General features: G+C 40.3%; 8 protein-coding genes. 5 read left to right on the top strand and 3 right to left on the bottom strand.

All coding sequences use genetic code 11. The features are described from left to right. The first annotated feature begins 316 nt into the window (after positions 1-316). Positions 317-2,884 carry a TonB-dependent receptor gene (locus tag N473_RS10215; protein ID WP_063367826.1) on the top strand — a complete coding sequence of 856 codons (2,568 nt, stop codon included), beginning with the start codon at positions 317-319 and terminating at the stop codon, positions 2,882-2,884. A gap of 308 nt (positions 2,885-3,192) precedes the next feature. Next, positions 3,193-4,542: a TonB family protein gene (locus N473_RS10210; RefSeq protein ID WP_063367825.1), complete on the top strand. Its 1,350-nt coding sequence runs from the start codon at positions 3,193-3,195 to the stop codon at positions 4,540-4,542. Positions 4,543-5,104: 562 nt separating this feature from the next. Here the strand turns inward: N473_RS10210 and N473_RS10205 are convergent. Together N473_RS10205 and N473_RS10200 are read right to left on the bottom strand one after the other, a co-directional pair. Continuing rightward, on the bottom strand, positions 5,105-5,683 hold the full coding sequence (locus N473_RS10205) for a hypothetical protein (RefSeq protein WP_063367824.1): 579 nt from the start codon (positions 5,681-5,683) through the stop codon (positions 5,105-5,107). Positions 5,684-5,761: 78 nt separating this feature from the next. Next, a complete protein-coding gene (locus N473_RS10200) occupies positions 5,762-7,825 on the bottom strand; it encodes a winged helix-turn-helix domain-containing protein (protein WP_063367823.1) in 2,064 nt (687 codons plus the stop codon). Between the two features lie 205 nt (positions 7,826-8,030). Between N473_RS10200 and N473_RS10195 the strand changes: the two genes are divergently transcribed. Together N473_RS10195 and N473_RS10190 are read left to right on the top strand one after the other, a co-directional pair. Beyond that, positions 8,031-10,667: a TonB-dependent receptor gene (locus N473_RS10195; protein ID WP_231099554.1), complete on the top strand. Its 2,637-nt coding sequence runs from the start codon at positions 8,031-8,033 to the stop codon at positions 10,665-10,667. Positions 10,668-11,025: 358 nt separating this feature from the next. Beyond that, a complete protein-coding gene (locus tag N473_RS10190) occupies positions 11,026-13,092 on the top strand; it encodes a S9 family peptidase (RefSeq protein ID WP_081221069.1) in 2,067 nt (688 codons plus the stop codon). Positions 13,093-13,356: 264 nt separating this feature from the next. On the opposite strand, the gene N473_RS10185 is transcribed toward N473_RS10190, so the two are convergent. Further along, on the bottom strand, positions 13,357-14,616 hold the full coding sequence (locus N473_RS10185) for an adenylate/guanylate cyclase domain-containing protein (RefSeq protein ID WP_063367821.1): 1,260 nt from the start codon (positions 14,614-14,616) through the stop codon (positions 13,357-13,359). Between the two features lie 185 nt (positions 14,617-14,801). Between N473_RS10185 and N473_RS10180 the strand changes: the two genes are divergently transcribed. After that, positions 14,802-16,679, top strand: a complete 1,878-nt coding sequence (locus N473_RS10180; protein ID WP_063367820.1) for a winged helix-turn-helix domain-containing protein — start codon at positions 14,802-14,804, stop codon at positions 16,677-16,679. The last annotated feature ends 4 nt before the right edge of the window (positions 16,680-16,683 follow it).

Genomic DNA, 16,683 nt, shown 5'->3' with positions numbered 1-16,683 from the left:
TATCAGCCCTATAGAAAAGTACCCGTTACTTCAAAATATAAAAAAATTCAAAATTTATGTATCACTAGTTGTGAATGTAAACAAAATTAGCAATATGGTTTTTTGAGTAAATTTACTTATTAGAACTTAAAATATAAAAAACACAATATTTACTGTTATTTTTCAAATATATAGAAACTAAAGCAAAGGTTTTTTCTAAATTCACAACTTTTAATCTATATTCAAGATTTAACAACTAGACATGATGTTAAATCCTTAGTGCACAAAATTACATTTAAGTGATTACGTTCATTTTTCATCCAAGGGGATTGGTATCATGTTTAACAATAAGAATAAGTTGTCGTTAGCTGTGAGTTCAGCATTAATGACCTCAACTTTATATTTTTCACCATACGCATTTGCACAAAATGACAGCGCTGTTTCAAATCAAAAAGAAGTCGAAGTAATTCAGGTTCGTGGTATTCGCGGCAGTGTGGTGAAATCTTTAAATACAAAACGATATGCAGACTCAATCGTTGATGCCGTCACTGCCGAAGACATTGGCAAATTCCCTGATCAAAATGTGGCTGAATCACTTCAACGAATTACTGGTGTATCGTTAACACGCAGTTTCGGTGAAGGTGAAAGAGTCAGTATCCGAGGCACCAGTGAAAGTCAAAACCGTACATTATTAAACGGTCAAGCGGTCGGCTCTACGGATTGGTGGACAAACTCTGCGGCAAGTCGAGGCTTTAACTACACAATGCTTCCATCAGAAATTGTATCTGGTCTAGAAGTTTATAAATCACCAGAAGCAGATATTGATGAGGGTTCAATCGGCGGCACCATCATTGTTAGAACTAGAAAGCCACTAGATTTAGAAGCCAATAAAATCGCAGGTTCACTGTTGGCCCAACATAGCGAAGTTTCAGGTAAAACTGACCCTCAAGCTTCTATTATGTATAACTATAAAAACGACGATGAAACATTCGGCGCACTGGTCTCTGTGATAAGACAAGAAAGAAACCTTCGTCGTGACGGTATTGAAGCATGGAGCTGGACTGATAGAGATATCACGATGGCGGATGGCACCGTTCATAAAGATGTTTACAGCCCAGGCGGCGGCGGATCAGCGATGTTTTCTCAAGAGCGTGTCAGAACGGGGATCACACTTGCATTACAATATCGACCTAGTGAAGCAACAGATATTTCATTTAACCTATTAGATTCAACACTAGATGCTGACAATGAAAACCAAAACTTTCTTTGGTTACCTGAGCGCGGTGACTCTCAATACACAGACATCACGATCATAGACCAAAGTAAAGTTGGTAAAATGGTTGTTGGTGGCACCATGGGTTTATCACCTAACGGTACGAACATTCTAAATGAAACCAAGGTTAGAAATTCCAAACTTAAAACAAAAGCATACGACTTGAAGGTTGAGCATGAAGGAGAGCTTTGGCAATCTAGTTATCAGCTAGGCTATACCGAGGGCTCAGGTGGCTCACAAGCTGATCGCTCTGTCGGCTGGGTTGGCAACTATGTGCACTCTTATGATACATCTCACATTGAAGATGTTAGAACGTCTTATGGTGCGGATCCTAAAGATGGCACAAAGTGGAACCTCGGCTTTTTGCGTTACGACAATAATGACGCCAAAGATGAAGAAAGCTATTTCCAAGCTGATTTCAAACGCCCCATTGATGTCGCCGTATTCAGTGAAATCAAAATGGGGGTTAAATACAGAGACCACAGCCGTTTCAATACCAAAAACACCACCACTGCACGCACAGATCTCAATTGGAGTCTAGCAGATTACTCACTCGCTATGCCAAGTGACTATCTGTCTGGTTTAGGATCGTCTGGTACGCTTCGCGCATACGCCATTACCGACTCAGATAAAGTACGACAGGACGGTGATGCACTGGCTTGGAACTATACTGTTTTAAAAGCAAGCACATTTGATATTCAAGAAAAAATATTAGCAGGTTATGTTAAAACCACCATAGATGCAGATGGCATGCGTGGTAACTTAGGTGTGCGGCTCGTGCAAACCAAACAGGAGTCTTCCGCATTTGCTGGTGCAACGGGTGCTGAAGTCTGGACTACACAAGATAAAGACTATTTCGATATTTTACCAAGTATCAACCTTGCAATTGATTTAAACGATGACCTACTGATGCGCTTTAGTGCTGCCCGAGTTATGTCACGCCCAGACTATGCAAGTATGACTGCTTCAACGTCTTATAATGTTGAGACCCAAACAGGTACGGGCGGTAACCCAGATATAGACCCGTTCCGTGCAACACAATTTGACACTGGTATTGAGTGGTACTTTAATGAAGCAGGCATATTTTCAGCCGTATTCTTCTATAAAGATATCCAATCTTTCTTAGACAGTACCCCAGCACTTGAAATACACGAAAATACACCAATCCGGATCAGCCGCCCTTCTAATGGCCGTGCTGGTCAAATTCAAGGTTTAGAGTTTGGATATCAACAAGAGTTATTTGAAGGCTTCGGCGTCTCAGCAAACTACACTTATGTTGATGGTGAAGCCAAAGACAAAGATGGCAACGATGTTACTATCCCTGGTAACTCTGAGCACACTGTCAATTTAAGCGCATACTACGAGAATGAGACACTCAGCGGTCGTATTTCTTACAACCACCGCTCAGGTTACGACTCAGGTAATGATTGGCCAGGTTACATTGATGCATATGGTCAGATCGATGCCAATCTGACATACAACATTAATGAAAACATCTCTGTTGTGCTGGAAGCCATCAATTTGACTGATGAACATACATTTAGTTATCAGGAAGAGGGTGTCGAACAAGCGCTAACAGGTGTGTATGCCGACGGTAGACGCTTTGTCGCCGGAGTTCGTTTTAATTTTTAATATAAAGCCCCGCCTCAACATGCCCAACAAGTGTTTTGTACTTAAAGCATGTTGAGGTCTACATAAAGTTCGTTGTAATCAACGCGACACCGGCAAAGGAAAGCCACTCCTGCCCAGGAGATTTGAGCTGAAGACTATTTGCGTAGGCCTTCAGCTTTTCTTTTGAAACACCTTAAACTTTGAGATATGGTAATTGTTTGTAAAAGCTGTAGAATCGGTAATTTAGGTACACAGATTAATATAGTCAACACGTAACATAATGCCTCATTCAGGCTAGATAATTATCATAAGGTGCCAATTTAGTTAGCATGAATCAATTTAGGCCAATTAAACTACTCGTATTTATTCTAGCGCTGTTATCACCTAGCAGCTACGCCGATCTCTATACGGCGACTAAGTACTACCAAGAGCAAAATTACGCTAAGGCCTATAATGAATTTTATCAACTTGCTCAGCTTGGCAATGGAGATGCGATTTATAACTTGGCTGTTATGTCATTACATGGCCAAGGTACCGAAAAAAACCTCTCCCTTGCCCATGCATGGTTCGCGTTAGCCGGAGAATATGGCATTGCCGAAGCGCTGAAAACAGCTCACTTAATCGCATCGCAATACCCAGATCAACAAGTGTTGGCACAAGTGCTACAAGAAACAAAAAACCGCTATGGTTATCAATATATTAGCGATAAGTACCAGCCTGACCTAACACTGCCTTTGTCTTCAACCACAAGTCTCTCTCGGGTATTTGACAAACAGCCCGAGTACCCAGAACAAGCAGCAAGGCAAGGCCTTGAGGGATGGGTCTGGTTAGAGTTTGACATCGACAACTCAGGTGTCGTGAAAAACCTAGTTGTCATTGATGACTATCCAAAGAATATCTTCACATCTGCACTTATAAACGCTGTCAGTGTGTGGCGCTACGACTCTGGTAACCCTAAAAAAAATCATTCTCTTATTTATCACTTTACAACATATAAAGGGAAAGAATATAAAAGAACCTTGGCTTTCCAACAACAGGATTATCATAAGGAAATTAGACGACATATCGATGCAGCTGAACAAGGTAACGCTCAAGTTCAGTACTATATTGCAAATTGGTTGAGCTCCAATGATTATAACGCAAGTCGATTACTGAAATACCACTGGCGAGACGATAGTGCTTACCTAACCATGTTACTGGCGTCTGCAAAAAATAACCTACCTATTGCACAATACAAGCTCGCAATGGAATTACTCACCAGTACAGAAGATAAAACACAGTTCAATGTTGCTTTAAACTGGCTAAAGCGAAGTGCGGCTTCCTTCGCGCCTGCACAATACAAGCTAGCAACATTACACAGCCAACAAAACAGTAAGATATTTGCACCGAATGAAGCAACAAAATGGTTTAAACGCTCAGCCGACAATGACATAAGGGCGGCCAAAGCATTGAGTTTACATTTGTACGACCACCCTAATGACGAAGAGTCACTACTTGATTGGTTAAACAAAGGCCTCAGCCAAGATAAAAACGACCCTGAATTACTCTTATTACAAGCAAAGTTATTACGCAGTAGCAACACCAAAGAGTCAATTAAAATCGCCAAGCTAGCACTCAAACAAGCGCAAAAGAGGGGTTGGGACACAGCACAAATTCAAAAATTTATGGTATCTCTGTAGCCTGAACTTAATTGTTTCCTATAAGCTTGTCTTAAACCTTCGCTCACAACCATTCTCAATACTGGAAATAATTAGCAAATTAACCCGTGAATTATCCTTCAGCTGAGTTGTACAACACTCTAAATATACAAACCTATGCAATAATAAAATTACGCAGGTCCTCTCACCCATCTACCAATACTGAAGCAATGCTTTCGAAGGAGTAAATCTTTACAGAAATATCTATGATTTTTCAAAATCATTGACCCTCTAGAGTGAGTCACAAAATAGCTGCTTTATCATTAATAGCATTGTTGAATTAGTGGGTAATAACAACACGTTATCACTACATTTATCTGATGACTTTAAAACACTTTAAACGCTTGTAAAGTAAAAAACCTGCAAAGTGTACACAGTGGCAATAATATCGATGAAAAAGCAATGGCTTTACTTAACTTACTTACGGATCATGGATATCAATACTTTGAGGCAATTGATTCGAGGCTATGAGCAGCTTTGGTGCTCTACTCAACCATCACTACAAAGCCTCGACACATATGACCCTAACTATCGACTACTGTAGCTAACGTATTTGTGCTGGAGTATGTATCACCTGAACATCACACGCTGCACATAAAATAATATTTTCTGGTAAATGCTCTGCCACATGCCGTGGCATGTTTATATCTGGGTAAGACATTCGCCACAGCTTTACGTCTGCTTCATATCGATTACTTATTGACGCTTGAATGTTTGCTTGCGGAGAATTCGGTGCACTTTCGGAAGTAAAGTGAAACTTACCAAGGTAAGTCGGTGCACTCGAATCACTGTTAAACAGCTTTCTCGTTTCGCCATCACTATATCTTGAAATGTACTGTTGATTGACCCTCCAACCAGTAACACTATAGACGCCTTTTGGTACAGTCATCGCAAAAATGCCATGTTCATTGACATTTGAACCTAATGTTATAAATCCACTTTCTCCCGTATGAATATTTTTAAAATGTAATTGATAGTCTGCATATTCACCTTCATAAGACATACTCCCCCAAATGATACCACTTTGAGTCTCTCTCAATTTATGCGCCTCAATCGTTGATTTAGCACAGCCGCCTAACATTACGCATAACAATAATATGTGTACATTTTTTATTTTTTTCATATATACCGCCTTTTTAATACACCACTCTACATTGCGCTTTTGGATTGCTAATTGCAATAAGTAAGTGTGGTTTAAAGTCTAATCAAGTGTAAACTCATGAAGTACGATATCTTTTTCTAAATTTTCTACTCGATTCATTATAATATATGAACCATCGTAGTTTGTGCTCAGGCTCAAAACCGCATTTACATCATATAAATAAAGACCTACATCTGAAACAAAGTGATTATTTTGTCCCTTTATCTCATAGTTATACAAAGATAGTTGATGCCCTTGCCTCACAACATAATAAATTCCACCATCATAGATAGCTGGCTTATAAAGCTGTAAGGAATGTGATAATTGCTGCAATGGCACCTCACCACCAAGTGCATTAAATATATAATCTTCCACATCAGATAAATACGTTCTAAAACTCTCATTTTTATTCATCAGCGGGATATACTCTTGGCTTGAATCAGGTAGTAAATAGTTGCTTGAATTTGCAATATCATGACGCCAAAACTGTAAACGCTCATCTTCTTCTGTTTTAAAATGAAGGGACTTACCGTCACTTGACCAGTATATATTCTCTAAAGTCGAGTTTTCTTTAATAACTGAGCGAGGTATTTTTGAAAAGGTATTGATAATAAATAGTGTATTAGACTCGCTTAATACAGCTAAGTATTCGCCATTAGGGGAAAATAAAAGCAGTTTAGGCTTATCATTTTTAGGTAATTTAGTTAATAAACTGGGGCTTGATTTATACCTGTGCTTTAGCCATATTTCTACCTCTTCAATTTGCAGCGCTGCATGCGCTGCTTCAGAGACATACGCAGTTTGCATACCATCAAGTGAAATACTCGCATGGGTATCTATTCTGGCGTTGGATGAAATCGCAGTAAACTGTTTAGACATGGTAGAATATTCATATAGATTTACTTCGGCTTTCCCTTCAGTGTGCGCAATGAGCCCTTTTTTTCTGTCTATAGAAATTTCTGATATTTCACCATAGGGTTGATATAAAGTAGTTGAATTTTGATCCAAAAAGTGCAATTTAAGATCACTACCTACAGCAAACAAACTGTTATCTGAAAAACCAAAATAAGGCTTGCCTTGCACTTCGATTTCTTCTGAAGACACCAAGCTACCCTCATTATTAATTTTAGCTTTATACCAGTTACCCTCTGACAAATAGATAATATTATCTTCAAAGAGGTCATATTCTGAAGCCTCTACGATTACCTTTCTCTCAGACAATACCAAGGCATTATCTTGCAGCTTATTTATATTATATTTAACCAATACCTTTTTGCCTGAGTCGACCTCATTAACAAAAAGCGCATTTACATGATCCCACATAATCGTTTGAGGGTTATAGGCGCTATTACATTCCAATAAAGCCATATCTCGATTCAATCGCCATAACTCAATCGCATTGTGTACCGACACAGCACGTATCTCACAACTAAACGGGCTATATCGATAATATAAAAGCCAATTTCCGTCTTCAGACCAACTAGGTGCTTGCTCGCTATACCTTGACGATTTGATTGTATGAGACGTATTCGTTTGCAGATCGTGTACAACCAGATCATATTGGCTTTCACCAGTTACAATTTGGCTATACGCTAAATAACGACCATTAGGTGAAAAGTTAAGGTACACTTCAGCACCGGGTGAAGAAGTTAATCGAGAAACATACTTAATTTTATGTTCATGCTTAAACAGACTGACATCAAAAAATACAATGCACGCAATTAAAAAACCAACCAAGACCCCACAAAAAAGCCAATTAAAAGGCACATTTTGTTGAGGAGTTTTCCCCCGCTCTATAAACGTAGGTGCCTCTGCAACGACAGCTATACACTGATATCCGACTCGAGGCACTGTTTTAATAAATTTAGGTTCTTTAGAAGTATCGCTCAGCGTTTTTCTAATTTGCGCCACTAGTTGGCTTACCGAATTATCACTGACAATCAAATTAGGCCAGAGCTGATTGATTATTTCATCTCGACTGACCGGTTCTGGCGCATTTTCTATCAACAACTTTATTAAGGAGAGCTGTTTGTGCTCTAGAGGTAGCCAACTTCCCTCTACTTTGACACTCATCTTTTGGGTATCTATCAAAACATCATTTAACAGAAAACGTTCAAACTGCATTTACTGATCCAATCCAAAAAGCGCGTCATAGTTACATGGCCGAATACATAACAAGCTATTCCATTATGATCATACTATGTTATGATGGGGACAAAAATATTTTACCTTAAAGCAACTTTACAGCACTTTGTGTTGCACTTAAACAGAAATATAAAAGCAAAGTTTCCCGAACGTTAATTAAGAATAGGAGTAGGAAACAATGGTCATGAAACGCATATGTTACTTGTTTCTTCTCTTCACGCTTTTATACACATCGATGACTTACGCGCAAAATAGTGGGCAAAGAGCCTCAGAAAAATCGCCAGACAACGACCAGAACGAGTTATTGCACATAGAAATTCGCGCCTTTCATGACAGCGTTATCAAGTCACTTAATGTAAAACGATATAGCCAACAAACATCAGATAGTATTAGTGCACAAGAAATCGGTAAATTCCCTGACAAGAATGTGGCCGAAGCATTACAAAGGATCACCGGGATATCATTATCACGAGTTCAAGGAGAAGGCGAACGAATAGGTGTGAGAGGCACCACCCCGGAGCAAAACCGCACCTATCTCAACGGACAATACCTGGCTTCTGCTGATTGGTGGATCTCTTCTTTGCCCAGTCGCGGATTCAATTTCACACTGTTACCAGCAGACATTGTTTCAAGTTTAGAGGTGTATAAAACCCCCAAAGCCAATCAAGATGAAGGGTCGCTCGGTGGTGCAATCAACATTAAAACACTGGATCCATTCTTTTCAGACCCTGGCGTGCTGGCTATTACAGCTCAAACGCAATACAACGACCTTTCACACAAATATGATCCGCAACTTTCCGCTGTGTACAGTTGGATAAATGCAGACCAAAACTTCGCTACACTATTTACGATTAATCATCACAGTAGAAGTTTACGCAGAGATGGACTCGAATCTTGGGGGTGGCACGAAAGAAGCTATTTCACCAATGAGTCTGGACATTTAACGTCTACAAATAATGCCCAGAGAACGGCTGATTTACAAAACATATGGTCTCCTGGGGGAGGTGGTTCAGCTGTTTTCCAACAAGACCGAGCCCTAACCAGCTTTACCACTAGTGCAAGCTACCATATTAATGAGAATTGGACTTTAAAAGGCCATTTACTTCATTCTCAACTCAATGCGGACAACACGAATCAAAACTTCTTGTGGCAACCTGGCAAAGCTCTGGACGCTGGCAGCCAAATCAACGACTATCAGATAAAAGACAATACGCTTGTATACGGCTCCCTCACTCCTGCTCAAACACAGCCATTTAATACCAGTATGGAAGCAATTTGGCGCAAAGCCGAAATACAAACTCAGAGTATTCACCTCGACCTCAATTACAGTGGCCCGTGGTGGCGAGCACAATACCAGATAGGCTACACCCGAGGCAGCGGTGGCACCAGCGAAGATAACACCGCGCAATTTGCCACGAATACGCAGTACAGCTTCGATACACGAGACGCTAAAAATATCCAAACAGACTATCAAACTTCACCTTTGAATGGCCGACAGTGGTTCCTAAGTGAAGCGCGTAACGACAGTCAAGATGGCAATGATACAGGCTACTTTTTACAAAAAGATTTTTCTCGAGATCTATCGTTTAAGCACTTAAGTACCATTCGTTTTGGCGGTAAATATAAACGCCACAAGCGAGATTTTCAAAGACTTAGATCGCAAAACGGCGGCCTTCAGGGATTGGCAGGTAGGCTGAATACCACCTTATCAGATTACCCTGCTCAGTTTGTCAGTGGTTATCTAGATAAGGTTGGAAATGACAATACATTGAAGGCGTATAGTTTTGCGGATATCAATGCATTATCACGTGATTTTGCAACGCTCAATTTTGAACAAGAAGAAGAAAAGACGAGTCGCTTCACAATCGAAGAAGAAACTTTAGCAGGCTATGCAATGATTGAGCTGGCTGGAGATGAATACCAGGCTAACTTGGGTGTGAGAATAGTATCAACGTGGCAAAAAGCAGGCGCTTATGAACGAATAGCCACTTTACCTGCAGATGTACCAAGTTATAACTGGCAAGCAACATCAAAAAATTACACCGATATTTTACCGAGCCTAAACATTCAATTTGACTTAAGTAATCAACTTATTTCGCGTTTTGCTGTTGCACGCGTCATGTCCCGCGCGCAATTTCACCACTTAATGCCTTCGACTAATTACAATGTCACCCAAGCACAAGGCCAAGGCGGTAATCCAAACCTAAACCCTTATCGGGCCACACAATATGATTTTGGCTTAGAATGGTACTTTACAGATTCGGCATTGGCTTCTATCGCTATTTTTAATAAAGATGTTGAGTCTTTTATTGAATTTAATAGAAACATAGAGTCACATGAAGGTATTTTAATGTCGATAGACAGACCAATAAACGGTGCTGGCGGTGTGATCAGAGGCGTCGAATTGAGCTATCAACAAGCCATTGCCTATGGATTTGGAGTCATCGCAAACTATACCTTCGTTGATGGTGATAGAACCTCTCAGTTAACAGGTAAAACCGACTGGGTGCCAGGCACATCAAGACACAGTGCCAATCTCACTGCCTACTATGAAAATAGCGTGCTTAGCCTGCGCCTTGCGTATAACTACCGCACGCAATTTGCCACTGGAATTGGCGAAACAAAAATGGACGATTATGGGCAACTTGACGGTAGTGTCACACTAATGTTCAGTGATAATTTGGATCTCGTCTTTGAATTTTTAAACCTTAACGATGAACAGATTTACACATACGATAGAAATGAGTACGCACCTACTGCAATTTACCAAAATGGAAGACGTTTTTACTTAGGCGCTAGATATCGCTTTTCAACTCACTGATCAGCCTAGCTCACCATGCCAGAGCTGCTTCAATCGTTTAGTCTCAGGTTGCGTCAAACACAACAAGCCTATTTTCGATACAAAAAGCCGCAGCTCATTAATCTCCTCTCTAAGATATAAGGCACATAAAATATACCCAACGATGACCTCTGTCCCTATTTATATGCCTGTGATTTAAAAAAACAGCATATTTATCTACTCAAGTATTATACTTATTTATGCAAACTTTGTAGTTTACCGCATACATGTGACAGTTAGTCGCAAACGCTGGTTTTCTTTAGAGCCAATCGTAAAATAGCGTGATTTTTTAGCTCGACGTTTCACGTCTCTCACAATTCTCTTTTTCAAGGCTAGTAAAATGAAATTGATAAAATCCACAATTGCACTGGCAGTTGGCTTGGTGAGTACAAGCGCCATTACAAGCCCTCAGTCAAATACAATCACCCTAGAAGACATCCCTAAAATCCAAAAAGTTGTCAGCGCCAAAGTGAGCCCTGACGGCGAGTCAGTTGCTTTTACACGTTCAGTTCCAAGAGAATTATACATAGATGAAAACGGTAAAAACTTTAATGAGCTGCACCTTGTGGATGACGAAGGTGTTGAACGCCCATTTATTACTGGTCAGGTGAATATTCACAGCATTGCTTGGTCGGCAGATGGTCAATTTATATATTTCTTAACGAAGAAAAAGACTGATAAATTTACGTCGCTTTATCGTATTGCCGTAAACGGTGGTGAAGCACAAAAAGTCTTCGCTTTAAAAGATACTTCAATTTCTAAGTATCGACTAAGCCCAGATGGCAAGCAAGTTGCTATCTTGGCTATGCCACCTAAAGATAGCTCAGAAAAGGAACTCAAAAAGCTCGGGTTCATGGCTGAAGTCTATGAATTAGGCCTAAAAAACAAGCAGCTTCATATTGTAAGCCTGCAGCCAAGTGAGAAAGCTCTTACTCCAGACGTAGTTGCTGTGCAAGGGTATGTCAGTGACATGAATTGGTCAGATGATGCGAGTAAACTGCTTGTCAAAACTCAGCCTACCGCGTTAATTGACGACCAGTATATGAAGTCGCAGTGGCACATTATGGATGCCAAAACACAGCAGATGACCACCTCTTTCAAAACAGAAGGTAAGCTTGGCGAAGCTGAGTTTTCTCATGATGGTAAATACATTGCCATCTTAGGTGCCGAAGACAAGCATGACCCAGCTAAAGGCAGACTATTCTTAGCCGATGCCACAACAGGGGAAATCGAAGAGTGGATCCCAAACTTTATGGGACATATCGGTGACTTTGAGTGGTCTAACCGTAAAAATACGCTTAACTTTGTTGGTCATGTTGGCGCGGAAAGCTTTGTTGGTCAAATAAAAGCGGGCTCAAACAAATACAAAAAAATGGTAAAAGACGGCAAGCTCATCGCTGGTAAGCTGTCAGTGTCAGACTCAGATAAAACCATTGCGCTCACTGCGAATACAGCGAAGCACCCAAATGAAGTCTATATGTTACGTTCAAAGCGCACGACTCGTTTGTCAAACTCAAACACTTGGCTCGATAGTAAGCGCTTCGCAAAACAAGAAGCTCTGACATTTAAAGCCCGAGATGGCGTTGAGATCGGCGGTGTTCTTATCTACCCACTTGATTATGAAGAAGGCAAACGTTACCCATTGATCATGTCCGTTCATGGTGGTCCCGAGTCTCATGATAAAAATGGCTGGTTAACAAACTACTCAGATCCAGGTCAAATGGGTGCCGCTCGTGGCTATGCGGTATTTTATCCCAACTACAGAGGCTCTACAGGTAAAGGCGTTGACTACTCAAAACTAGGTCAAGGTGACTATGCTGGTAAGGAATTTGACGACCTAGTAGACATGAAAAAATACCTAGTAGATGATTTAGGATTGGTTGATAGCAAAAAAGTAGGGATAACAGGCGGTTCCTATGGCGGTTATGCATCGGCGTGGGGCGCTACAAAGTTAACTGAGCACTTCGCAGCAAGCGTTATGTTCGTTGGTGTTACCAACCAGTTATCAAAGTTTGGTACGACTGATATCTCAAACGAAATGTTTTTAGTACACGCGCGCTCTTATCCATGGCAAAAATGGCAATGGTACCTCGAGCGCAGCCCTATTTACTGGGCTGGCCAATCAAAAACTCCACTGTTGATTATGCATGGTAAAGACGACCCGCGAGTACACCCAGCACAATCTATGGAATTGTATAGATACATGAAAGTGCAAGGTAAAGATGTACGCTTAATTTACTACCCAGGTGAAGGACACGGCAACCGTAAAGTTGCGGCGCAATATGACTATAGTATTCGTCTGATGCGTTGGATGGACAATTATCTAATCCACGGTAATAAAAACATGCCAGATTACAAAATAGACCATGCGGCAAATTTAAAAGCAGCTAAAGAAGCGAATAAATAAGCCTTTTCCATGTCAAAAGAGTAAAGCGAAGGAACTCCGTTTTACTCTTTTATTTTGATCACTCAAAAATATGCTTACCGTAAATCCATCACTCTTTGAATATCTTATGATCCCTTCCATGCGCTTCAAAGCACGAGGTTGTTGACAACCCGCTCAATAAGAACAACAAATAAGGCAAGCTTATTTTTGAGTTGTACCTATACTATATCTAAAACATGCAATTTAAAACCAAAAAATTTTCATGTAACACATCATTTTAACAATTTAAATTTGCGGGTCGAAAAACACTTCTATCGGCTCTACTCTGCCTTTCAAGCTGACTTCAGCCGCTTTTTCCAAATTCTGTTTCTTTGATTGTTCAACACTGACCTTACTGATCAATAACGCTTTATTTAATTCTTTTGTTTTGCTTTCAATTCTGGCAGCAACATTGACGGTGTCACCTATAACGGTATAGTCCATACAACTGACACTCCCGACGTTACCAGCAATTGCGTCACCACTGTGTATCCCTATGCCAATTTCTATGCGCGGTAATCCCTCTTTAATGAACTCCTCATTTAATGCAGTCAGTGCTTCTAGCATTTCTTTTGCCGCATTAATTGCATTGCTGGCGCTATTCCCCTCACCCTGAGGGGTGCCAAATACGGCCATAATCGCATCACCGATAAACTTATCTATCATGCCGTCATATTTAAAAACAATCGAACTCATAGCCGAAAAATATCGGTTCAATAAGCCTGTGATAACTTCGGGTTCATGAGATTCACACATGCTGGTAAAACGCCGAATGTCAGCCATCAGCACAGTTACATTTCGCCGTTCGCCGCCGGGCTCGATATCAACTTTGCCAGTTTCTACTGCACTTACCAGCTTTTTTGGTAAGTATCGAAGTAATCTCTCTCTATGTCTAAGCCTGGTATAGGTATTTGTAATGTAACTAGAAATTGACCAAGATAGCAAACCTGAAAATAAAATGATGATCTGCTCATGCATCTCTATCGCTCTGGCGGTCCCACTGTGCTCAAGAATCACTGTCCCAGTTGCCAAACAGCACAAAGTGGAATAGTAAATAATCAACTTACCTTGTCTGAATGCACTCATTACATTAAACAGTATCAGCGCGCTGATAAGCATTAATTCAAACTCAGTATTGTGCATATCATGCAAAAAGTGGCCGATTTCAGATAAAAACTCCATTTCGAGTGTAATAGCTAAGATAATCAGGTAATCAAAAAGGATCGAAACATATTTAAGCCAGGGTTTGTAGCCATCACTTTTTGCCCACTTAGATACACAGAAACACCAGATAGCTGTCATTATCATAGTGCCTAAATCAACAACAATTAATGTCCAATCTAAACCTCGATTTAACAGCCCTATCAGCAGTTCTAATAAAAAGAGCGCCATCAACCCGACAAACCGGATCTGATTGATGTGATACTCCATTTCCATTTCTCTTTGCTGATAGCAATCGGTGAGCAACACATCGAAAGACCCGTCGATATCCTTTAACCATTTCATAAGCACTTGCCATCATTTATTGAATTATCTGTGACCCGCACATTGGGCACTCACTTTGTTAAGTGTAGCTTGGCTTTTTTTTGTTACCTGTGTAATGAAAAACTGACCTCTTGTTTAAGCCATTCACAAACCTTGGTGACTAGGCTACTATTGCTGTCATGACAATGGAGTGACTATCTACAATCATGCTGTATTTTCTAGACTTCGAATTTGACACTCAACAAAAACGATTATTCAAACATCAAAGTGAAATCCCATTGACGCCTACCCAAGGGAAGTTGCTCACTTTATTAATTGAGTCACGCGCACACGTTTTAAGTAAAGAAGAGATATTAGATCACGTGTGGCAAGGTCGGATTGTCTCGGAGCAAGTCGTTTTTCAAAACATCAGTCAACTTAGAGCTTTGATTTCAGATGCAGCCATAAAAACTTTTCCAAAGCGCGGTTACCAATGGCAAATCGAGATCACAACACAACTGACGCCCTCGGGGACGGCTTCTCCATATCGTTCACCGACACGAGTAAATGCACGCCATATTTTCTTCTCTTTTGTCGTAGCCGCATGCTTATTCGTGGGAATAGCTGGAGGTTATTGGTTATGGCCACATCACAATGTCGGTGCAAACTCGCCTGTGCAAAAAGCGCAGCACGAAGTCTTACTTATTCCTTTCTCAGCAAGGTTTGAAGGGCATTTAATAGCGCAAACCCGTCAATTGAATAACGCACTTTTAATCAATTATGATGCGTCAGATAAGTCTCATAACTCTGCCCAAGCTATTTTTAATTCCCCTTACACTGAATACAAGAAACTCATACCCAAGTCGGATAAGCTGCTACTCAGTGGGTTTATTTATACTAAGAAAGTGTCAAACAAAACAAAATTCTTACTAGAATACCGCCTACAGAATCAACTCAGACATTGGCAAGGGTATATTTATGCCGACTCAATCGAAAAACTTGAAGACCTTGTCGCATCTCGAGTTGATCAGATACAGAAATCTGATTATTTCCAAGTTCAAATTGATACATTTACGACCACTGAACTGGAAAAGTTAAACAGCCAAACGCCCGAAGATTTAGACATCTTAAAGCACCTTATCGAGCGCTTACTGGCAGAATATAACCACAACGTCGCCAGTGCCCATATTGAGCAAATGATAATTCTCAGCGAATCGCAAAATCATCCAATTTATAAGGCATATGCTCAATGGCTTAAAGGGCAGCTCTTGATGACATTAAATCAGTATGACCAAGCCAAACGGCATCTAACTCGGGCCAGTGAATTAATGAATGAAGCAGATTTCAACGCGCTGAATAGCGAAATCAGCAAATCCCTTGCCGACATCGCCGCTTATGATCGCGATTTCTCACAAATACAAAAACATTTGTATAAGGCTGCAAGCCAAGCTCGATTAGCTAATCGCCCCGTGCAAGAAATAAGAGCTTATACACTTTTGTCAATTAAAGCGTTTAAACTGAAATTAGAAAAAGAAAAATATGATTACTTATATCAAGCAAAAACCTTATTAGCCGACCACCAGCTAGATAGTTCGCATTATATGCTGATATTTTATCACTTTGCGCTTTTTGCAAAAAACATAGAGGAAAAACAATCTTATTATTTAAAAGTGCTAGAACAAGAGCTCACTCCAGAAAACTACTGGGTTTACTTTTCTGTCAGTGAACAACTTGCAAACCTCTACCTAGAGCAAAACAAACCTGATTTAGCCATGGCTCTGGCAAAAAACATCGATGAGCCAGCCAGAAGAGACATGTTATTTGCACAGATTTATCACAAACTCGAGCAAACAGATGACGCTAAGCGGTATGCACAGTCGAGTTTTAACACTGCCAGAATGCAACATATAGACTGGGTTGGATTAGCAATGGCAATTAAGTTACTAGAGCTCAATTTTCAGGCTGATGACGATTCTGATACGATGATATATCGCCACTATATTCGGGATACAGCCCACCCAAGGTGGCTCAATACACGACATGAGAAATTGGTTAAATTAGGGGTTATTTCTAACCCCTATGAACAGGATAAAAATCAGTATTAAATAT

Source organism: Pseudoalteromonas luteoviolacea CPMOR-1 (genome assembly GCF_001625685.1).
Classification (GTDB): Bacteria; Pseudomonadota; Gammaproteobacteria; order Enterobacterales; family Alteromonadaceae; genus Pseudoalteromonas; species Pseudoalteromonas luteoviolacea_K.
This window is presented reverse-complemented; position numbering and strand designations above follow the sequence as displayed.

Bases quoted from the DNA above. Each gene is read 5' to 3' on its own strand.
- N473_RS10215 (WP_063367826.1), top strand. From the start codon at position 317: ATGTTTAACAATAAGAATAAGTTGTCGTTAGCTGTGAGTTCAGCATTA.
- N473_RS10210 (WP_063367825.1), top strand. From the start codon at position 3,193: ATGAATCAATTTAGGCCAATTAAACTACTCGTATTTATTCTAGCGCTG.
- N473_RS10205 (WP_063367824.1), bottom strand. From the start codon at position 5,683: ATGAAAAAAATAAAAAATGTACACATATTATTGTTATGCGTAATGTTA.
- N473_RS10200 (WP_063367823.1), bottom strand. From the start codon at position 7,825: ATGCAGTTTGAACGTTTTCTGTTAAATGATGTTTTGATAGATACCCAA.
- N473_RS10195 (WP_231099554.1), top strand. From the start codon at position 8,031: ATGAAACGCATATGTTACTTGTTTCTTCTCTTCACGCTTTTATACACA.
- N473_RS10190 (WP_081221069.1), top strand. From the start codon at position 11,026: ATGAAATTGATAAAATCCACAATTGCACTGGCAGTTGGCTTGGTGAGT.
- N473_RS10185 (WP_063367821.1), bottom strand. From the start codon at position 14,616: ATGAAATGGTTAAAGGATATCGACGGGTCTTTCGATGTGTTGCTCACC.
- N473_RS10180 (WP_063367820.1), top strand. From the start codon at position 14,802: ATGCTGTATTTTCTAGACTTCGAATTTGACACTCAACAAAAACGATTA.